Genomic DNA, 20,507 nt, shown 5'->3' with positions numbered 1-20,507 from the left:
ATCATGTCTAGCAGCCTTGCAACCTTCAGTGCGTCGCACGCCATTGAGCACTCGGCGCCCGGTAAAGCCGAGTTCCGCAGCGCCATGGCGCGCCTCGGTGCTGCCGTTAACATCATCACCACCGATGGTCCTGGCGGCCGGGCCGGCTTTACCGCATCTGCGGTGTGCAGCGTCAGCGATGAGCCGCCGAGCCTGCTGGTGTGCCTCAACCGCAGCGCCTCAGTGTACGAAACCTTCAAACGCAACGCGGTGCTGTGCGTGAACGTGTTGGGCGCCGGGCAGCAGGATATTTCCAACCTGTTCGGTGGCAAGACCTCGATGGAGGAGCGTTTCGCGGCAGCGACATGGCAGAGCGGCGTTTCTGGCTCGCCGGTGATGCAACAGGCCAGTGTCTCTTTCGATTGCCGGCTGCAGCAGATCACCGCGGTCGGCACCCACGATGTGCTCATCTGTGAAGTGCTGGCGATCCACAGCACCGCGCAGGCGCACAGCCTGATCTATTTCAATCGGCAGTATCACGAACTGCAAGCCAGTTGCTGACCCTTAACCAGACTGAGAATGTCATGAGCAAAGTCGTTTTTATTACCGGCGCTACGTCCGGCTTCGGTCGCGCGACTGCGCGGCGTTTCGCCGCTGCCGGGTGGTCGCTGATCCTGACCGGGCGACGCGTTGAGCGGCTGCTGGCGCTGCAGGACGAACTGGGCGCAAGCGTGCCGGTGCATATCGCGCAACTCGATGTGAGCGACGCCGAGGCTGTAGCGCATGCCGTCGCGCAGTTACCGCCCGCTTTTGCGCGCATCGACGCACTGGTCAACAACGCAGGTCTGGCACTGGCGCCGCAGCCCGCGCAGACGGTGGCGCTGCAAGATTGGCACACCATGATCGACACCAACATCACCGGGCTGGTCAATGTCACCCATGCCGTGCTGCCCAAACTGCTGGAAACCGGCCAGGGCGCGAGCATCATCAATATCGGCTCGGTGGCGGGCGAATGGCCTTACCCGGGCGGGCATGTGTATGGTGCCAGTAAGGCGTTCGTCAAACAGTTCAGCTATAACCTGCGCTGCGACCTGATCGCCACTGGTGTGCGGGTCACCGACATTGCGCCAGGGATTGCCGAAACCGAGTTTACCCTGGTGCGAACCAACGGCAATCAGGCTGCCAGCGATGCGCTGTATGGCAGTACTACGCCATTGACTGCTGAGGACATTGCCGAGCAGATTTTTTATGTGTGCAGCCTGCCGTCGCATATCAATATCAATCGTCTCGAAGTGGTTCCGACACGCCAGGCTTGGGCGGCCTATGCCATCGATCGCGACAATTAATGGATGGGAAAAGCGTCTTGGCTGGCCTGTGACGGGGGGGGAGGTCTATCTGAAGTCAGTGACGGGCACAGTTTCAAGTCAGTGATTTCAAAAGCGGAATTCTGTCATTACCCGTACTTTGAGCGCCGAGTTGCCGGCGCAGGCGTGCACGATCCGGCTTGCCGGAGGTTGTCAGCGGCATTTTGTCGAGCACCGTGATGGTTGCGCTGATGCCCAGCCGGTCGAGCAGGCCGCGCAGTGCCGTCTGCTGCTGGTCAGCCGCAGTGGCACTGGCCTGGACAGCGACACAGGCGCGGCGACGGTCGTGCTCGTCCACCATGACCACGACGCACTCCGGCATCAGTGTCTGCGCAATATGTCGCTCGATGGCGGGCGTGAATTGAATGCCTTGTGTGCTGAGCAGGGCATCAGTGGCCCGGCCCATCAAGATCAGGCTGCCGTCAGCAAGTCGACGGGCGATGTCGCCACAGGCGTGAACATCATCCTCTCTCGCATCGCTCGCAAGCGGGTAGTAGCCTGATCCATGATGGGCGCAGCGGGCGCTGATCTCGCCGATGTCGGGGTACCCTGGGTCGATGGCGGTCAGTGTCACTTCAACGTTGCCCAGCGGCTGCATGCCACTTTCGAGCTGCAGACCGGGGCTGAAGTCGGCGAGGATCATGCCGAATTCAGCGCAGCCGTAAATCCGCTTGATATGAATGCCCAGGCAGCGCTCGGCTTGCAGCAGGATCTGCTCATCCAGATAAGGGTCTTCGCACAATGGCATGGCCAGTGCTGGCAAGCGAATACCAGTCTGTTCGGCGAACTGTGTCAGGGCCAGATACTGTGACGGCAATGCACTCATCACGGTGATGCGCTGTTGGTCGAGAGTGCGCAGGGTCTCTTCGACGTTCGCGGCCTCGCCTAAATATAATGTCGCGCCGGTCAAAAGCGCCGGGAACACATGCAGGTCCGTGGCATGGCGGCTATCAAGGCTATGGATGTTCAGATAGCGTGCGCTGGCGTCGAGCCCTGCGGATTCGACCCAGTGCAGGATCTCCCGATGCAGATGCTCCTGGCGCCATAGCGCGAGCCGGAGTGCGCCAGGGTCGCCAGTGGTCTCCTGCATGCGCATCAAGCCGGTCTGTTGCTGGTGGGCAGGCGCTTGCAGGGTGGCAGGTGGCTGGCTGCGCAGGGCGAAACTGGGAACCTGGGTGCCTGCGGGCATGGTGCCGTATTCTGTGACCAGCACGGCGGCATGCACCTGTTTCAGGCGTTTGGCCCGGTACGCCGTGCTGCAGGTCAGGCTTATCGGGCAGTGCACCAGCTCCAGGCTGGCCATGGCGAACAGTAGCGCGACATAGCCGGTGCTGTTGCCCAGCTGCGTGACCACCACATCGCCGTTACGCAAGCCGACCGCGTGCAGGCGCGCGCGCAAGGCTTCTATGTCCTGAAGCAGATCAGCATAGGTACGGATGTTGCCGTGGCGATCGACAACTGCCGGGTGGTCTGGGTGGCGGGTCGCCACGTTCAAGAACTGCTGCTGAAGCACTCGTGGGTCTCCTTGAGGATCAGCTGAAAGACAGCGTCGGGTATTGGCGCCGGATCAGTTGGTTCGTCGGCCACAAGTTGGGTCGGTGTGCAGCGTCGAGGTGTGGTGGCATTGCAGGTTCGGCAGATCAATGGCGAGTCTTGGCAAGGCAGCGCCGGCTCGCGGTCGTAACCAGGCCAGCTTGTTCAAACCGGCTTAGTTAACAGGGGCGTTGCGCAAACGGCTAGCTCCCGGATGAGGGGGGTTGTAGTGTGTTTTGGTTTCTGAATGTCTTGGCAACTTGTACATGCCGTGGATTGATTTCAAAAAGCCATATCACTATTTTGTCTATGGTTTCAGTGAATGGATTGATCCGCTCGCGTACCATCTCGGGATGGTGCACCGGGTAAAAGGTGGCACCAGGGTGGGAGAGTGGCCATGCTGGCAATTGATGAACTGATACAGCTCTGTGAGACAGAGCGTTATGAGAACTGGCTGGCGAGTCTCAAGACGTTGACGCTCAAGCTGGGTTACTCGAATTTTCTGGTAGGCCTCAAGCCAGGCGTCGCCGCCGCTGGCCAGCAAGTGCTGATTCACACTGACTACCCGGTCGCTTGGCGGACCCAGTACGATGCTCAGTCCTATATGGCTGTCGACCCGATTGTTCATCACTGTCTGGGTTCGAACCGGCCGCTGATCTGGAAGCGTGAAAATTATCGGCTGCCGTCGGAGTCAGCGTTCTTTGAGGAGGCGACGATGTACGGGCTCGAACAGGGGCTGGCGTTGCCCCTGCACGGCCCCAGAGGCGAGGCTGGCATGCTTTGCCTCAAGCCTGATGAGAAGGGTGCCCAGGCAGGCGTGACCATGCTGCAGTCGTTGCCAATGGCAACCATGTTGCGTGATTACGCCATTGAATGGGTGCTCAGGGCTCAGGCCGAACACAATGCGCCGGTGCATCTGACGGCGCGGGAAAAAGAGGTGCTGCAATGGAGCGCTGCCGGCAAGACGACCTGGGAAATCTCGATGATCCTGTCCTGTACCACCTCAGCGATCGACTTTCATTTCAAGAACATCCGCCGCAAGTTCCAGGTCAGTTCTCGGCAGATGGCGGTGCTGCGAGCCATTCAGCAGAAATTGATCACGCCCTGACTGGCGTGGGGTTTGCGCCAGGTCGCTTTCTTGCAGGCGCCCGCTGAGGTAAAGGCGAAGCAGAATGTAAACCGGCGCGGGGACCTGGCTGGTGCACTCGATGCGGCTGGCGCAGGCCTGGCTGATGCCGAACCTTGACCAGAATTCGGTCTGGCTCTGCTTGAGGTTCAGGCGCCGACTAATGGCTTGATGGGCGACCTCGCGGACTGCCGAGGTGTTGAGAAGCTTCATCTGGATAGATCCTCGCAAAGCCCCAAACTAACAAACCCGCCAGGCGTGAACCACCTCCTTAATCTGGGAGGCTCTAATTTATTCATTTTGAATATACCGTTCTCGGCAATATCCAGCCAACGGTAGTCACCATGTTTATTTCTATTGAGCGCCGCACTAATACCCATCCACAAGCGTTGAACGCCATGCACAAGCTGCGTGCGCGGATCTTCAAACATAAGAAGATGTGGGATATTCCGCTGATCAATGACATGGAAATCGATGGCTATGATGCGCTTGATCCTTACTACATGATTATTAACGAAAGTTCTGATCAGGCGTATGTTTGCGGTTGTTGGCGGATTCTGCCGACGACAGGCCCGAACATGTTGGCGCATACCTTCCCGGAACTGTTGCACGGCCAGCCGGCGCCCTGTTCCGAATCGATCTGGGAGCTGAGCCGCTTTGCCATCGAGTTGCCGGACGGCAACCGTTTCGGTTTCTCGATGGGCACCACCCAGGCCATTCACGCGATCGTCAACTTCGCCATTGATTGCGGCGTCGAGCAGTTCGTTACCGTGACGACGGTCGGTGTTGAAAAAATGCTGATCCGGCTGGGGCTGGATATCAGCCGTTTTGGCCCGGCGCTGCAGATCGGCGTCGAGCGTGCGGTCGCGCTGCGCATCCAGTTGAACGATAAAACCACCGCAGCGCTGGAAAAGGCACTCAGTGGCATGCGCCATTGAGTGCAGCGTTTGATGACGGTCAATGATCAACATGCACAGTCTTTGGCAAAACTGTAAGTTACAGACCTACCCTTCAATAGCGGGGCTGGCCTAAAGTCTGTTCTTGATATCTCAGGCGCGGGTGGGTCATGAATCTCTGGTTTCGATTGTTGTGCATGTTATTACGCCGGCCGTGGCGGCACCCGGTTGAGGGGACCGCTGTTACTTCGCTGCATCTGCGGGTGTGGCCGCTTGATCTTGATTTGAATCGGCATGTCACTAATGGTCGTTACTTTACCCTGGCGGATGTCGGGCGCATGGATTTTGTACTGCGTACCGGTGCCTATAAAGTTGCACTGCGACATAAAGCCGTGCCCATCGTCGGTGACGCCTGGGGCAAGTTTCGTCGGGAGTTGAAGCTGTTCGAAGCCTTCGAGCTTCAAACCCGCCTGTTGGGCTGGGACGAAAAGTGGGTGTTTCTTGAACACCGCTTCGTCAGTCGTGGGCGAGTGGTGGGCGTGGTCATCATCCGTGGGCTGTTTCGCTCGGCCAGAGGGCTGGTCGCACCGGCTGAGCTGGTCAGCGCGCTGGGGCTGGCGGAGCAGTCTGCGGCCATTCCCCAGTGGCTGGCGGCCTGGTCGAGCAGTTGCGACCAGATGAGTCAGGACCTGCGTGATGAAGCTTTATAAGAACAGGGTTCAGAACGGCCCGGCAGTGGTAAAGGCGCCGCCCTGTAAGGTGGCGCTGCGGTCGTCGGCTGCCGGTTTTGGCAACTGCTCCATCCTGGCGCGAAAGCGCTCGGAGCTGTCTTGCGGGTTGAAACCCAGGTGCGCCGCGTAGCGGTTGTTCCACCACAGATCGCGGTTGGCCGATACGCCATATACCACGGTGTGCCCGACGTTCTCGGTAAGCAATGAGCGCTCGACCAGATGGGCCAGGTCGCTGTAGCTCAGCCAGGTCGAGAGCATGCGCAGGTTGCGCGGTTCCGGGAATGCCGAACCGATTCGCAGGCTTACGGTTTCGATGCCGTAGCGATGAAAATAGAACGTTGCCAAGTCTTCGCCGTAAGACTTCGACAGTGCGTAGTAACAGTCTGGCCGGCGCAGAGAATGAGCGTCGAGCTGTTCATCCTGTGGGTAAAAGCCGGTCACATGATTGGAGCTGGCGAAGATCACCCGTTTGATGCCGTGGATGCGCGCAGCCTCATAAATATGAAAGGTGCCACGGATATTGGCATCAAGAATCTCTTCGAACGCTCGTTCGGTAGAGATCCCGCCCAGATGCACAATGGCATCGACATCCTGAGCGAGTGCCAGTACGCCTGGCTTGTCGGCCAGGTTGCAACTTATCACTTCTTCATGATCGCCGGCGGCAGGCGCCATCGGGCTGATGTCCGATGCGCGCACGATGTTGGCATGGGCCTGCAGTGCTTCACGCATGATCTGCCCCAGACCGCCGGCAGCGCCGGTCAGCAGCAGACGATTGAAGGGTTTGCCTGAGTCGGCAGGCACGGATGAGGTGGTCATGACGAGCGCCTTCTGTTGAGAAAACGAGGGTTGAGCAAGTGGGGGATTTCGCGTCTTGCAGCAATGCCGGGCAACCCTGGTGGCTGCCCGGCGGCGGGGGTATTACAAGAAGTTGTACTGGATGCCTACACGCCAGCGGGCCTGACGGTCATCGGTGGTGGAGTTGACTTTGATGTCACCCACTTCCATGAACGGCTGCCACTGTTTGTTGATCTTGTACTTCACGACCATGTTTTGCTCGTAGTCGCTCTTCTTGTTGTCGTAGCGGATGTAATCGGTATCGAAGTAGATGTACTGGTACTCGAAGGCCCAAGGGCCTGTCGGGGTCCAGCCAAGCCAGCCTTCAAAACGCGTGGTGTTCTGGTTGTCTTTGGCGCGGTCATCCTTGCTGCGATCGATCACGTCGCGGTCCAGGCGTCTGGCGTCATGGCGAATGCGGGTTGCGACATACCAGGCATCGTCGATCTTGTAGGTGTACTTCAAGCCGAACTTGTACGTGGTGGCGTCTTTGACGCTGTCCATGATGAACAAGGGCTGCAGTGTCGATTTGGCACTGAGCTTGTAGTTGTAGTCCACCGTGAACTCATGGCCGTTGTTTACGACGTTGTCGTAGGCAACGTCTTCGCGATCACCGGCAGTCTTGTATTTGACCTCGGCAGCGAAGCCCAGACCGCTGTCCATGCGGTAGCTGAGTTTGATCCGGTCGGAGTGGATGCTGTCGTCTTCAGTAAAACTGTGACGGTAGTTGATGCTCGCAGAATCGGCGCAAGCGTAGAAAGACAGGCCGAGCGTACCTACAGCAATGAGGTTGCGGAGTGTTGTGTTCATGCGATCTTCTTTTTTGTTGTTGTAGAGGTCGTTATGAGTGGTGTGCGGCGGGTGTGAGTGGGGTGTGGGTGGAGCCTCCGTGGTGAATTTCCAAATAAGTTATCGTACAACTTTTAGGTTGTCTAGAAATTCTTTGAATGTTGTCATATCACGGGTGTTAAAGGCTCTAAATCAATGGTTTCAAGCTTGATTACCATCTTTTGACAGGGGTTTTTTGGGAGAAATATCGCCGGATAGGCGGGTTTAGAAAGTTTTCAGGGGGTGCTTTTCAAACGTTGTATGATGACGTAGGATCGATCCCAGAGCGTGACACACCCGCCACAAATCCAAGAAGAAGGCCCGACCTCAATGATCATCACCGCTGTCAACGTCCAGATCTTTTCCTACCCCACGCGCCGCGCTGTAGACAGCGCCGGCCATGCCCATCCGGGCGACGTGAGCCAGGCCAAAATGGCCTTGCTGCGGATCAAGACCGAATGCGGCAACGAAGGTTATGCACTCGGTGCGCCCGAGCTGATTCGTCCTTACGTGCTGGATAACTTCGTGCGCAAGGTGCTGGTTGGCGCCAATGCATTCGATCGCGAAAAAATCTGGCACGACCTGGCGCACTGGCAGCGCGGCAGCGCCAGCCAGCTGACCGACCGTGCTCTGGCGCTGGTCGAACAGGCGCTGTGGGACTGGGCCGGCCGCAAGCTGAACGTGCCAGTGCACAAGCTGATTGGCGGCTTCCGCGACAAGGTCCCGGCCTACGGCTCGACCATGTGCGGTGACGAGCTCGAAGGCGGTCTGTCGACCCCGGAAGAGTACGGCCGTTTCGCCGAGACCCTGGTCAAGCGTGGCTACAAGGCAATCAAACTGCACACCTGGATGCCGCCGGTGTCTTTCGCGCCAAGCGTGAGCATGGACATCAAGGCCTGCGCCGCAGTCCGTGAAGCGGTAGGTCCGGACATCGCGCTGATGATCGACGGTTATCACTGGTACAGCCGTACCGATGCTCTGACTATCGGCCGCGCGCTGGAAAAACTCGATTTCGCCTGGTTCGAAGAACCGATGATGGAAGACTCGGCCGAGTCTTACGCCTGGCTGGCGCGTCAGCTGGACATCCCGATCCTGGGTCCGGAAAGTCTGGGCGGCAAGCACCTGAGCCGCGCCAGCTGGGTGAAGAATGATGTGTGCGACATCCTGCGTGCCGGGGTTGCCGGTGTCGGTGGTATCACCCCGTGCCTGAAGGTCGCCCACATGGCCGAGTCGTTCGGCATGGATTGCGAAATCCACGGTAATGGGGCTGCCAACCTGAACGTGGTCGGTGCAATCAAGAACTGCACCTGGTACGAGCGCGGCCTGCTGCACCCGTTCCTGGACTACGACGAAGTGCCGGCCTACCTCACTCGTCTGGTCGACCCGATGGACCAGGATGGTTTCGTGCACCTGTCCGACCTGCCAGGTCTGGGCGAGGACATCGACTTCAACTACGTCGAGACCAATACGCTACAGAGTTTCTGATTCGCGCAACACGCTGAGATTGGCGGTACGCACCATTGCGTGCCGCCCGAGAGTCCAATAACTACAAGAAAGGCTACTCACATGAACGTTCTCCCCAAGTTTTGGGCGGGGGTGTTTGCCGCCTCGCTGGCAATGACCTCGGTCCCCGCTGCTTTCGCCAAGACGCCTGCCGATCAATTGATCGTCGGCATGAGCATGATTAACCTGCTGTCGCTGGACCCGGCTGCGGCCACCGGTCTGGATGTCTCGGAAGTCAACGCCAACCTGTACGACATGCTGCTGGTGCAGGACGTCAAGCAGCCAGACGTGCTGCAACCGGCGCTGGCCGAGAGCTGGCAGATCAGCGACGACCGCAAGACCCTGACCTTCAATCTGCGCAAGGGCGTCAAGTTTCAGTCCGGTAACGCATTGACCTCCGAAGACGTCGCCTGGTCGCTGCAGCGCATCCTCAAACTGAACATGGCACTGGCCTCGACCTGGAAGGCTTACGGGTTCACCGCCAGCAATGTCGAGCAGTACATGCGTGCCACCGACGAGCACACCTTTGTGGTCGAGCTGCCACGCCCGACCGACCCGATGCTGGTGCTCAATACCCTGGCGACCTCGCCCAGCGCATTCATCCTTGACCGCAAAGTGGTGCTCAAGCACCAGAAAGGCGATGACATGGGCGGTGCCTGGCTGACCACCCATGCCGCTGGCAGTGGCCCGTTCATTCTCAATGACTGGCGCGCCAACGATGTGATTCTGATGACCCGCTTCGACGGCTACTGGGGCGGTCCGGCCAAGCTCAAACGGATTGTCATGCGCAACATGACCGAGTCGCAGTCGCTGCGCCTGATGGTCGAGCGTGGTGACCTGGACCTGGCCAAGGGCATGTCTGCCCCGGATATCGCTGCGCTGGAGAAGTCCGACAAGGTCCGCGCCGAGACCGTTCAGCGCGGCACCCTGTATTACGTGGCGCTGAGCGTCAAGAACAAGCCCTACGATGACGCCCGGGTGCGCAAGGCGGTCCGTTCGCTGATCGACTATCAAGGCATCAACCAGACCGTCATGCCGCACTACGGGCTGATCAACCAGCGTCCGCTGCCGCTGGGTCTGCCGGCGCGGCTGGACGATCCGGGCTATACCCTGAACGTTGCGCAAGCGAAGAAACTGCTGGCCGAAGCCGGTTACCCGGACGGTTTCAAAACCACCATCCGGGTGCTCACCGAGCCACCGTTCATCAACATCGCTTCCAGCCTGCAAGCCACCCTGGCCCAGGCAGGCATTCAGGCGACCATCATCACCGGCACCGGCAACCAGATCTACGGCGCCATGCGTGAGCGCAGTTTCGACATCATGGTCGGCCGTGGCGGCGGTGGTGCCGAGCGCCATCCGCATTCGAGCTTGCGCACCCTGGTGTACAACCCGGATAACCGCGACGAGGCCAAGCTGAGCAACTTCCAGGGCTGGCGCACCTCGTTCTACAGCCCCGAGTTGAACAGCCTGATCGAGAAGGCCGAGGTCGAGCCGGACAAGGCGCAGCAACTGGCGCAGTACCAGCAGATCCAGAATATTCTGGACGAGCAGGTGGGAGCCATCATGCCAATCTCGCAGATGACTGACACCGTGGTGCTGTACCACGATGTGCAGAACTACCAGGGCCATACTGCGGCCACCACCCGATATAAAGACGTCTACAAGTCGCGTTGATGGGTAGCGGGGCGTGCGCGCCCCTCACACCTCGGTGATTGGTAAAGCTTTCTCAGGAGCCTGTTATGTTTCTTTCGACTGCCTCTGTTCTGGGTACTCGCGTATCCGGTACTGCCCGCCGCGCAGGCACCGTTCTGGTGACCTTGCTGGGCCTGCTGGCGCTGACTTTCTTCATTGGTCGGGTCATGCCGCTGGACCCGGTGCTGGCCGTGGTCGGTCCAGACGCCGACAGCTCCACCTACGACCAGGTGTATCGCTCGATGGGCCTGGACAAACCCATCTATGCCCAGTTCGGCCTGTACCTTGGCGATCTGTTGCGCGGTGATTTCGGCAATGCCCTGCTCACCGGTCACCCTGTGCTGGAAGACATCAAGCGGGTGTTCCCGGCGACCATCGAGCTGGCCACGCTGGCGATCCTGTTCGGTATCGTCATCGGCTTGCCGCTGGGCGTCGTCGCGGCGGCCAACCAGGGCCGGGTCGGTGACCACGTGGCGCGAGTGATTACCCTGTTCGGCTATTCCACCCCGATTTTCTGGGTCGGCATGATGGGCCTGCTGATTTTCTACGCCTGGCTCGGTTGGGCCGGCGGTGCAGGGCGGATCGACCTGGCCTACGACGGCATGGTGCCGGAAGTCACCGGCCTGCTGCTGATCGACACCGTCATTGCCGGTGACTGGGATGCGTTCTCCAGTGCCCTGCGCCACATCGTCCTGCCGGGCCTGATCCTCGGCCTGAACTCGGTGGCCTACATCAGCCGCATGACCCGCAGCTTCATGCTTGAGCAACTGTCGCAGGAATACATCATCACCGCCCGGGTCAAGGGCCTGTCGCGCCGTCAGGTGGTCTGGGGTCATGCGTTTCGCAACATTCTCGTGCAACTGCTCACCGTGGTTGCCCTGGCCTATGGCTCATTGCTCGAAGGCGCGGTACTGATCGAAACCGTCTTCGCCTGGCCTGGTTTCGGTCAGTACCTGACCAGCAGCCTGATGCTCGGTGACATGAACGCGGTGATGGGCTGTGTGTTGGTGATCGGTCTGATCTTCGTCGCCCTCAACCTGATCAGTGATGCCCTGTACAAAGTGTTCGACCCAAGGACCCGCTAAGCCGCGAGGCTGGCGCGAACACATTGAATAACTATAAAAAGAAGGATGCCCACATGAAGACTGTATTTCCGACACTGCGTATGAGCCTGCTTGGCGTCATGCTGGCGCTGGGGCCAATGGCTGCGGTACAGGCCAAGACCCCTGCCGACCAGTTGATCGTCGGCATGAGCATGGTCAACCTGTTCTCCATCGATCCGGCCAACGCACCGGGCCTGGATGCTTCCGGAATCAACGCCAACCTCTACGACACGCTGATCAAGCGTGACAACGGCAGCCCGGAAAAGCACTTGCCGCAACTGGCCGAGCGCTGGACGGTGAGTGACGACGGCAAGCAGATCACCTTCAACCTGCGCACTGACGTCAAGTTTCACTCTGGCAACCCGCTGACCGCAGAAGATGTGGCCTGGTCGCTGTACCGGGTGATGAAACTCAACTTCGGCCTGGCCACCACCTGGAAGGCCTATGGCTACAGCACTGAAAACATCCAGAGCCTGATCCGCGCCACGGACAAGCACACGCTGGTGGTCGACCTGCCGCAACCGACCAACCCGTTGCTGGTGATCGACTCGCTGGCGGTGTCGCCCAGTGCGGTGATCGTCGATCGCGTCGAAGCCTTGAAGCACGAGAAGAATGGCGATCTGGGCGCTGCCTGGCTGGTGACCAACGCCGCCGGCAGCGGCCCGTTCACCCTGACCAAATGGAGCGCCAACGACTCGCTGGTGATGACCCGCTTCGACGGTTACTGGGGCGGGCCTGCCAAGATGAAGCGGGTGCTGGTCCGGCACATGACCGAATCGCAATCGCTGCGTCTGATGCTGGAGCGCGGCGACCTCGACCTGGCCTACGGCATCGCGGCACCGGATATCAAGGCCATCGAAAGCAATAAAAAGCTGCAAGTCCAGGCGCTGACCCGCGGCACCATGTACTACGTGGCGATGAGCATGAAACAGCCTGAATTCGCCAACAAGAAAGTTCGCGAAGCGGTGCGTAACCTGATCGACTACAAAGGCCTGGACGAGCAGGTCATGCCGCACTACGGCACGCTCAACCAGCGGCCGATGCAACTGGGCCTGGAAGCCCGTCTGCCTGATCCGGGTTACAAGATGGACGTGGCCAAGGCCAAGGCGCTGCTCACCGAAGCGGGCTACCCGCAAGGCTTCAGCACGACCATTCGCACCCTGTCCGAACCGCCGTTCATCGACATCGCGGCGCGCATGCAGTCGACCCTCGCCGAAGGCGGAATCAAGGCCAGCATCATCACCGGCACCGGCAACCAGGTGTACGGCGCGATGCGCGCGCGCAACTTTGACATGATCGTGGCGCGCGGCGCCGAACGCTATCCGCACCCGTACTTCAGCCTGCGCGTATTTGCCTATAACCCCGACAACAGCGACAACGCCGGCTTGCCCAACTTCCAGGGCTGGCGCGCCTCGTTCTTCGATCAGCAGATCAATGAACTGGTCGACCGCCTGGGTGAAGAGCGTGATGCCGACAAACGCCTGGCCATGTATCACCAGGCGCAGAACCGCTACGAGCAGGAGGTCGGCCCGATCATGGTCATCTCGCAGATGACCGACACCGCCGTGAGTGCGGTGGACGTCAAGGGCTTTACCGGCGATGACGCCGAGGCGACCCGTTACCTGGGTGTCTACAAACAACGCTGAACACTGCTGCAGCGCCTGCGGGCGCTTGCAGTGGCCATGACTTCACATCGAGAGCATGCCGATGATTGCCAACATGTCTTCTACCGAAGCCGCCAAGCGCAAAGCCGACAACACGCCCGCTTCCAGCATGGAAGCGCTGTATAAAAGCAGCTTGCGGGTGTTTAACCACCTGCTGCGCAACCCCATGACCCTGGCCGGGTTGCTGGTGGCCCTGCTGCTGGTGGTGGTCGCTGCCTTCGCCCCCTGGATCGCCACCCATGACCCAGTGGTGCAGAACCTCGCTGCCGCCCTGCAGCCGCCCAGTGCGGCCAACTGGTTCGGCACCGATGAATACGGCCGCGATATCTTCAGCCGGCTGGTGTACGGCGCGCGCATTACCCTTTACATCATTGCCCTGGTGACCATCATCGTCGGGCCGATCGGGCTGTTCATCGGCACCGTCTCGGGCTACTTCGGCGGTATCGTCGATACGGTGTTCATGCGCATCACCGACATCTTCATCTCCTTCCCCAGCCTGGTACTGGCGCTGGCCTTCATCGCCGCCCTGGGCCCTGGTCTTGAGCATGCGGTGGTCGCCATCGCGCTGACCTCCTGGCCACCGATTGCCCGCCTGGCACGCGCCGAGACCCTGTCGCTGCGCAAGGCAGATTTCGTGGTCGCGGTCGAACTGCAGGGCGCTTCTTCGACGCGCATCATCCTGCGCCACATCGTGCCAATGTGCATGTCGTCGGTGATCATCCGCCTGACCATGAACATGGCCGGCATCATCCTGACCGCCGCTGCACTGGGCTTTCTCGGTCTGGGCGCTCAGGCGCCGCTGCCAGAGTGGGGCGCAATGATCTCCACCGGCCGGCGTTACATGCTCGAATGCTGGTGGCTGGTCGCGGTACCGGGCGCGGCAATCATGCTGGTCAGCCTGGCGTTCAACCTGTTGGGCGATGGCCTGCGGGACATTCTCGATCCGCGTAGCGAGTAACTGGAGGCTTTATGTCGACGATCAAACTCAATGTCGATTCGCTCAATGTGCGTTTCGTCAACGGCAAGAAAGAAATGCATGCGGTTCGTGATGTGTCGTTCACCCTGGGCCGCGAGAAGCTGGCCATTGTCGGTGAGTCCGGCTCGGGCAAATCCACCGTAGGCCGCAGCTTGCTCAAGCTGCACCCGGCCAGCACCCAGATCACCGCCAAGGCCCTGCAGTTCGGCGATGTCGATCTGCTCAGCGCCAGCGAAAAGGCCATGCAGAAGATTCGCGGCCAGCGCATCTCGATGATCATGCAAGACCCCAAGTACTCGCTCAACCCGGTGGTCAAGGTTGGCGACCAGATCGCCGAGGCCTACCTGGCGCACCACAAGGCCAGCCGGGCCGAGGCCCGCGACCGGGTGCTGTTGATGCTCGAGAAGGTCCACATCCGCGACCCCAAGCGGGTCTACGATCTGTACCCGCATGAGGTCAGCGGCGGGATGGGCCAGCGCATCATGATCGCCATGATGGTGATCACCAACCCGGAAGTGATCATTGCCGACGAACCCACCTCGGCGCTTGACGTCTCGGTGCGCCAGCAGGTGCTTAACGTGCTTGAAGAACTGGTGGTCGAGCAGCAGATGGGGCTGATTTTCGTCAGCCACGACCTCAACCTGGTGCGTAACTATTGCGACCGGGTGCTGGTGATGTATGCCGGGCGTGTGGTCGAGTCACTGGCCGCCTGCGACCTGCAATACGCCGAACACCCTTACACCCGTGGCCTGCTGGCTGCCCTGCCGAGCATGGACAACCGTCGTCCGCGCCTGCCGGTGCTGCAACGCGACCCACAATGGCTCACCGCCTGAGGTAACTGAGCATGTCCATGATCCAAGCACAATCGCTGAACCTGAGCTTCGGTGTCGGCCCGGCGCTCAATCAGGTCCTGCACGACGTCAACCTGAGTGTCGAAGACGGTGAGTCGTTCGGCCTGGTGGGTGAGTCGGGCTCTGGCAAAACCACCGTGCTGCGCTGCCTGGCCGGCCAGTACCGGCACTGGACCGGCGCGCTTAGCATTGCCGGCGTGCCGCTGCAGCACAAGATTCCCAAGGAGCACTTTCGCAAGGTGCAGATGGTCTTCCAGGACCCCTATGGTTCGCTGCACCCGCGCCACACCATCGACACCGCGCTGCGCGAGCCGCTGACCATTCACGGCATGAACGAGCGTGACGACCGGATCAACGACATCCTGATCAAGGTGGGTCTGAACGACAGCTTCCGCTATCGCTACCCGCACCAGTTGTCCGGCGGTCAGCGTCAGCGGGTGGCGATTGCCCGGGCGCTGATTCTCGAACCGCGCGTGCTGTTGCTCGATGAGCCGACCTCGGCCCTTGACGTGTCGGTGCAGGCCGAGATTCTCAACCTGCTCTCGGACCTGCGCCAGCGTGAAAAACTCACCTACCTGATGGTCACCCACGACCTCGGGGTGGTCAGCCACCTGTGTGACAAGGTGGCGGTGATGCAGCAAGGCCGAATCGTCGAGCGCCTCGACAGCCAGGCGCTGAGCCAGGACCTGGCCACCCACGACTACACCCGCATGCTGGTCCAGGCCAGCCGCGATTTCAGCGCCGAGTCGCCACGCGCCGTGGCAGGCTGATTAGCTGCCCGCACCGCGCTTTACCTGCAAGCTCCCGCAATACCCGTCCTGCGCATTTATGCTGCGCAGGACGGCTGTGCGCTGGATGTAATCAGTCGTGCATCACGCAAAGGAAGGCGTATGAAGCTGCGTCATCGATTCACTCTGATCATTTTTTGTTGCGTTCTCGGGCTGCTACTGATTGCCGGCTTCGGATTGAGCGCCTTGCGCTCGAACATGCTGGAAAACAAACGCAGCGAAATCTTTACCGTGCTGGACCTGGCCGCTCATCAAGTGGCTTATTTCCAGTCGCTGGAGCAGCGCGGCGTGCTGAGCCGCGCAGACGCTCAGGCCAAGGCTGTAGAAGCGCTGTCGAGCCTGCGCGACGGCAAAAAATCCTATGTATGGGCGCGCACCGTCGGCGCGCTGGGTCTGGTTCATCCCAATGCGGCGGTGATCGGCAAGGTCGATGTCGGCGTGACTCTGGCCGATGGCCGAACCAAGTGGCAGTCCTATCTGGACGGCTTGAAAGACCGCCCCTATGCGTTTTTCGATGACCTGGCCAAGTATCCGGGTGCCGAGCAGCCGGTGCCGAAAATCAACGGCATCATACGTATCGAAGGCTGGGACTGGCTGGTGGGCTTCGGTATTTTCGTCGATGACATCGATGCCGCGTTCTGGCGCCTGGCCAGCTACTTCTTCGGCGTGGGGCTGCTGGTGGTGCTGGTGACCTCGGCACTGGCGGTCGGCATGTCGCGCAGCATCTACCGCAGCCTGGGCGGTGAACCGGCCTATGCCAGCGAGGTGGCGCGGGCCATCGCCGGCGGCGACCTCAGCCGCCCGGTGCACGGCCACTACGCTGCCGACAGCCTGTTGGCGGCGGTGGCGACCATGCAGGCGAGCCTGCGCGAGATGATCCATGGTATCCACAGCGGTTCGCAATTGCTTGGCCAGGCCGCCATTGGCCTGAACGGGCAGATGCAGCAGATCGACCACGCTTCCCGGCAGACCTCGGAGGCGACCACGGCCACGACGGCGGCCATTGAGCAGATGTCCATCACCATCGGCCAGATATCCTCCAGTGCCCAAGAGACTGAAACCAGTTCGGCGCGTTCGGCGCAACTGGCTGCCGAAGGCGAGCAACGGGTCAGTGAAGCGGCCGGCGCGATTGCCCAGGTGTCCAGCCAGGTCGAAGACGCTTCGCAGCGCATTGCCGGGCTGGTCAAGCGCACTCAGGAAATCGACGGCATCACCAGCGTGATCAGCAACATCGCCAGCCAGACCAACCTGCTGGCGCTCAACGCCGCCATTGAGGCAGCACGGGCAGGCGAGCAGGGCCGCGGCTTTGCCGTGGTCGCCGATGAGGTCCGCAATCTGGCTCAGCGCACCGCCCTGGCCACTCAAGACATTACCCGCATGATCAGTTCGATTCAGGTCGACACCGGCTCGGTGGTCGATGGCATGACCGCCGTGACCCCACAGGTCGCTGCCGGTCTGGCGCTGGCCGAACAGGCCGCCGGCGCATTGCGGCAGATCAACAGCGGCGCCTCGCTGACTCTGGTTCAGGTGCGCGAAGTGAGCGCTGCCACCGCCGAACAGAGCCTGGCCAGCGCCAGCGTTGCACAGAACATCGAGAACATCGCCACCCGCGTCGAAGAGTCTGCCACTTCGGTACGGGCCGCCCACGGTAACCTGCATTCACTTGAACGTCTGGCCGATGAGCTGCGTGAGTCGGTTGCGCGTTTTCGTCTTTAGACACGCCTTACTACTGAAGGAAAGAACCTATGCCGCACTGCACCATTGATTGTCCCGCCAGCCTGGCCCGGCGCGTGGGTGAACAGACACTACTGGCGGCGGTACACGACGCCATCGACGCCAGCGGGTTGTTCAAGCCCGGCGACATCAAGGTACGCCTGGCGCTGTACGAGCATTACCGCTGTGGCACCACCCAGGACGATTTTGTCCACGTGACCCTGGCGTTGTTCGCCGGGCGCAGTGCCGAGCAACGTCGCAGCCTGTCGCTGGCGACCCTGGCGGCATTGGTGGCCCTGCTGCCAGAGGTCGAGGCGTTATCCATGGATGTGAGGGAAATGCCCAGAGAGACCTTCGTCAACCGCAAACAGTACCTTGAGGAAGCCGGCTCGCCGGCGTAAATACGGCGCAGCAATGCCGCCGGGATGTGATGGACACAATAAAAAGGAAAACAAGATGCCCGCTCAACACGCTGTTTTGAACTTGCCCCGTAACCCGCTGGCGCGCTCGCTGCTGGCTACCCTGGTTTTAGGCGGCAGCCTGCCGGCCTGGGCGCTGGATGCTCCGCTGAAGGTGCAGGTTCCGACCCTGGCCTATGACGACCGGCAGATCATTCTGGTCTGGGAAAAACCGGCCAATCACAGCGAAATCCAGGACTACCGGGTCTATGCCAATGGCAAGCTGCTCGGTGGCGCCAATGCCAACAATGACAAGGTGTCGCCGGCCAAGCCTTACATCGACAAGTTCTATGAGCAAGACACGCGCAACTTCCATCACCGCATCTCGATTCACAGTTTTACCGCCGAAGGCCTGACGCCGGACACCGAGTACCGCTTTACCGTGCGTTCGGTGGATCGTGACGGCAAGGAGTCGGCTGACAGCCCGGTGGTGGTACAACGCACCACAGCTGTACCGGCACTGTTCGACGTCCGTCAGTACGGGGCCAAAGGCGACGGGACGACGCTCGACACCGCGGCGATCCAGAAAGCCATTGATGCCTGCACCGTTGGCTGCAAGGTATTGCTGCCAGCCGGTACCTATAAAAGTGGCGCCCTGTACCTCAAGAGCAACATGACCCTGGAGATTGCCCAGGGCGCAACCCTGCTCGGTTCCGAGCGTACCGAAGACTATCCGCGTGACGGCTATATCCAGTATCCGTATTCCACCACCGTGCGTCCGGCATCGCTGATCAACGCGCTGCCGCGTGACCCGCGCAAGCATCAGACATTCGAGAATATCCGCATCGTTGGCAAGGGCACCATCGATGGCAACGGCTGGAAACGCAAGGCCGATGAGACTGACGAGCGCGGCCAGCCATTGCCGTTCTACCTGCCCAGCGACAATACCCGCTACATGCAGGACGGCATCCTGGCCAAGTCTCAGGTCGAGCGCGCGGTAGCCGAAGGCCTGAACGTCAAGGACTCCTACGGCCAGATGCGTTCGTCGCTGATTACCGTGCGCGATGTCAAGAACGTGTTCTACGGCGGCTTCACGGTGCTCAACCCGGCCTTTCACGGCATCATGAACCTGGAAACCGAAAACGTGGTGATGGCCAACACCACGCACAAGACCTACGACGCCAACAACGGTGACGGTATCGAGTTCGCCAACAGCCGTGGTGCCATGGTCTTCAACAACTTCTTCGACACCGGCGATGACTGCGTCAACTTCGCCTCCGGCACCGGCGCCGAGGCGGTCAAGCAGAAGCCCCAGGAAGATGCCTGGATCTTCAACAACTACTTCCGCAAAGGTCACGGCATGGTGGTCGCCGGCAGTCATACCGGGGCCTGGATCCAGAATATTCTGGCCGAAGACAACGTGTCTGACGGCACCGACGCCGGCCTGCGCATGAAGAGCACCAACTTCATGGGCGGTGGCGCGCGCAACGTCATCTTCCGCGACTCGGCAATCCGCAACACGGTCAAGCAGGCGTTTATCTTTACCCTCGACTACCACGACCCGAACGCCAAGCTCGACTACCAGCGATCGACCATCCCTGGGCAGTTCCGTGATATCCGGGTCAGTGACGTAACCGTCGAAAACGCCCGCAGCGCCGCGATCGAGGTCAAGGGTGACAGCGAACACGACGCCTTCCACGAGAAGCTGGTGTTCGAGCGGGTACGCTTCAGCGGCCCGGCAGTGGCGAAAATCAACGGCCTGAAAGACTCACGCTTCGACACCGTGACCTTCAGCGAAACCGGCGACGCTCAGCCATGGCAGGTCAGCAACAGCCAGGGCCTGACGTTCCGCAATGTAGCGCCGGTGCCGAAGTAAGCCCCGACAAGCACGCCTGACCTGTAGGAGCGACCTTGGTCGCGAAGGCTGCATGACATTCACAGCAAATGTTGTGCTTTTACCGGCCCCTTCGCGAGCAAGCTCGCTCCTACCGATAACCTGGCTTTTGCAACTCATACCTCTGCGGCAGTAATCCTCAATCCCGTCCTTTCAAGGATGGGTCGGCCTGACCAGATCCAGCAGGTTATCCCTGGATTTGAGGCTCTGCAGAATGATGTCTGAACGGATGTCCGTCACGCCGGGTGTGGCATGCAGGCGGTTGACGATGAAGTCGGTGTAATGCGCCAGGTTGCGGGTGCGTACCCGCAGCAGGTAATTGCTCGCCCCGGTGACGATGAACGCATCGGCTACCTCAGGCCATTGCTGAATGGCTTCGATAAACCGCTCGTGCCAGCCGTCCACGTCCTGACGCACGTTGATGTTGACCATCGCCTGCACCTCGATTCCCAGTTTCGCCGCGTCCAGCCGCACGCCATAGCCGGCAATGATGCCTTCGCTTTCCAGGTTGCGCAGCCGGCGCAAACAGGCCGAGGGTGACAGCGAGACTTTCTCTGCCAGGTCCTGATTGCTCATCCGTCCATCCTGATTGAGAAAGGCCAGGATGCGCAGGTCAATGCTGTCCAGTTTCACG

General features: G+C 60.4%; 20 protein-coding genes and 1 pseudogene. 16 read left to right on the top strand and 5 right to left on the bottom strand.

Going from position 1 to position 20,507, the window contains the following annotated elements; translation table 11 throughout:
- The first annotated feature begins 3 nt into the window (after positions 1–3).
- On the top strand, positions 4–540 hold the full coding sequence (gene rutF, locus NRB16_RS11495; RefSeq protein ID WP_173426678.1) for an NADH-dependent FMN reductase RutF: 537 nt from the start codon (positions 4–6) through the stop codon (positions 538–540).
- Positions 541–563: 23 nt separating this feature from the next.
- Positions 564–1,325, top strand: coding sequence for an SDR family NAD(P)-dependent oxidoreductase (locus tag NRB16_RS11490; RefSeq protein WP_257106188.1), 762 nt, complete (start codon positions 564–566; stop codon positions 1,323–1,325).
- 73 nt (positions 1,326–1,398) lie between these two features.
- On the opposite strand, the gene NRB16_RS11485 is transcribed toward NRB16_RS11490, so the two are convergent.
- On the bottom strand, positions 1,399–2,856 hold the full coding sequence (locus tag NRB16_RS11485) for a class I adenylate-forming enzyme family protein (RefSeq protein ID WP_257106187.1): 1,458 nt from the start codon (positions 2,854–2,856) through the stop codon (positions 1,399–1,401).
- Positions 2,857–3,273: 417 nt separating this feature from the next.
- Between NRB16_RS11485 and NRB16_RS11480 the strand changes: the two genes are divergently transcribed.
- Positions 3,274–3,984 carry a LuxR family transcriptional regulator gene (locus NRB16_RS11480; RefSeq protein ID WP_253115111.1) on the top strand — a complete coding sequence of 237 codons (711 nt, stop codon included), beginning with the start codon at positions 3,274–3,276 and terminating at the stop codon, positions 3,982–3,984.
- Here NRB16_RS11480 and NRB16_RS29660 read toward each other — a convergent pair.
- Positions 3,880–4,215, bottom strand: a complete 336-nt coding sequence (locus NRB16_RS29660; protein WP_373568455.1) for a hypothetical protein — start codon at positions 4,213–4,215, stop codon at positions 3,880–3,882. The genes NRB16_RS11480 and NRB16_RS29660 overlap by 105 nt on opposite strands.
- A gap of 131 nt (positions 4,216–4,346) precedes the next feature.
- Here NRB16_RS29660 and NRB16_RS11475 point away from each other — a divergent pair, with 131 nt between their 5' ends.
- Together NRB16_RS11475 and NRB16_RS11470 are read left to right on the top strand one after the other, a co-directional pair.
- On the top strand, positions 4,347–4,940 hold the full coding sequence (locus tag NRB16_RS11475) for an acyl-homoserine-lactone synthase (protein WP_045481880.1): 594 nt from the start codon (positions 4,347–4,349) through the stop codon (positions 4,938–4,940).
- Between the two features lie 128 nt (positions 4,941–5,068).
- Entirely contained in the window at positions 5,069–5,608 is a 540-nt protein-coding gene (locus NRB16_RS11470) for a thioesterase family protein (RefSeq protein WP_045481875.1), read from the top strand.
- Positions 5,609–5,617: 9 nt separating this feature from the next.
- Here NRB16_RS11470 and NRB16_RS11465 read toward each other — a convergent pair whose 3' ends face one another.
- Positions 5,618–6,445 (bottom strand): NAD(P)-dependent oxidoreductase, encoded by an 828-nt coding sequence (locus tag NRB16_RS11465; protein WP_045481872.1) that lies wholly within the window; start codon positions 6,443–6,445, stop codon positions 5,618–5,620.
- A 102-nt stretch (positions 6,446–6,547) separates the two neighbouring features.
- Positions 6,548–7,273, bottom strand: a complete 726-nt coding sequence (locus tag NRB16_RS11460) for an oligogalacturonate-specific porin KdgM family protein (protein WP_045481869.1) — start codon at positions 7,271–7,273, stop codon at positions 6,548–6,550.
- Positions 7,274–7,621: 348 nt separating this feature from the next.
- Between NRB16_RS11460 and NRB16_RS11455 the strand changes: the two genes are divergently transcribed.
- The 11 genes and pseudogenes from NRB16_RS11455 (at position 7,622) to NRB16_RS11410 (ending at position 19,855) form a co-directional block, all read left to right on the top strand.
- Entirely contained in the window at positions 7,622–8,776 is a 1,155-nt protein-coding gene (locus tag NRB16_RS11455) for a mandelate racemase family protein (protein WP_045481867.1), read from the top strand.
- A gap of 81 nt (positions 8,777–8,857) precedes the next feature.
- Positions 8,858–10,468 (top strand): ABC transporter substrate-binding protein, encoded by a 1,611-nt coding sequence (locus NRB16_RS11450; RefSeq protein WP_253115115.1) that lies wholly within the window; start codon positions 8,858–8,860, stop codon positions 10,466–10,468.
- Positions 10,469–10,533: 65 nt separating this feature from the next.
- On the top strand, positions 10,534–11,571 hold the full coding sequence (locus NRB16_RS11445) for an ABC transporter permease (RefSeq protein WP_253115116.1): 1,038 nt from the start codon (positions 10,534–10,536) through the stop codon (positions 11,569–11,571).
- 53 nt (positions 11,572–11,624) lie between these two features.
- Positions 11,625–13,235, top strand: a complete 1,611-nt coding sequence (locus NRB16_RS11440) for an ABC transporter substrate-binding protein (protein ID WP_045481858.1) — start codon at positions 11,625–11,627, stop codon at positions 13,233–13,235.
- A 61-nt stretch (positions 13,236–13,296) separates the two neighbouring features.
- The gene (locus NRB16_RS11435) at positions 13,297–14,211 is read left to right on the top strand and encodes an ABC transporter permease (protein WP_045493676.1); all 915 of its coding nucleotides are present in this window, start codon (positions 13,297–13,299) and stop codon (positions 14,209–14,211) included.
- Between the two features lie 11 nt (positions 14,212–14,222).
- The gene (locus tag NRB16_RS11430) at positions 14,223–15,062 is read left to right on the top strand and encodes an ABC transporter ATP-binding protein (RefSeq protein WP_045481856.1); all 840 of its coding nucleotides are present in this window, start codon (positions 14,223–14,225) and stop codon (positions 15,060–15,062) included.
- Between the two features lie 11 nt (positions 15,063–15,073).
- Positions 15,074–15,850, top strand: a complete 777-nt coding sequence (locus NRB16_RS11425) for an ABC transporter ATP-binding protein (RefSeq protein ID WP_045481854.1) — start codon at positions 15,074–15,076, stop codon at positions 15,848–15,850.
- A gap of 120 nt (positions 15,851–15,970) precedes the next feature.
- Positions 15,971–16,504 (top strand): annotated as a pseudogene (locus NRB16_RS29655) (cache domain-containing protein); the annotation flags it as partial.
- A 75-nt stretch (positions 16,505–16,579) separates the two neighbouring features.
- Positions 16,580–17,584, top strand: coding sequence for a methyl-accepting chemotaxis protein (locus NRB16_RS29650; protein ID WP_373568458.1), 1,005 nt, complete (start codon positions 16,580–16,582; stop codon positions 17,582–17,584).
- A gap of 29 nt (positions 17,585–17,613) precedes the next feature.
- Positions 17,614–17,982 (top strand): 5-carboxymethyl-2-hydroxymuconate Delta-isomerase, encoded by a 369-nt coding sequence (locus NRB16_RS11415; protein ID WP_253115118.1) that lies wholly within the window; start codon positions 17,614–17,616, stop codon positions 17,980–17,982.
- A gap of 55 nt (positions 17,983–18,037) precedes the next feature.
- Positions 18,038–19,855, top strand: coding sequence for a glycoside hydrolase family 28 protein (locus tag NRB16_RS11410; protein WP_257106186.1), 1,818 nt, complete (start codon positions 18,038–18,040; stop codon positions 19,853–19,855).
- 171 nt (positions 19,856–20,026) lie between these two features.
- Here NRB16_RS11410 and NRB16_RS11405 read toward each other — a convergent pair whose 3' ends face one another.
- On the bottom strand, positions 20,027–20,506 hold the full coding sequence (locus tag NRB16_RS11405) for an Lrp/AsnC family transcriptional regulator (RefSeq protein WP_045481844.1): 480 nt from the start codon (positions 20,504–20,506) through the stop codon (positions 20,027–20,029).
- Between the last annotated feature and the right edge of the window lies 1 nt (position 20,507).

It is taken from the genome of Pseudomonas sp. LJDD11, from assembly GCF_024584215.1.
In the GTDB taxonomy this organism is placed as follows: domain Bacteria; phylum Pseudomonadota; class Gammaproteobacteria; order Pseudomonadales; family Pseudomonadaceae; genus Aquipseudomonas.
This window is presented reverse-complemented; position numbering and strand designations above follow the sequence as displayed.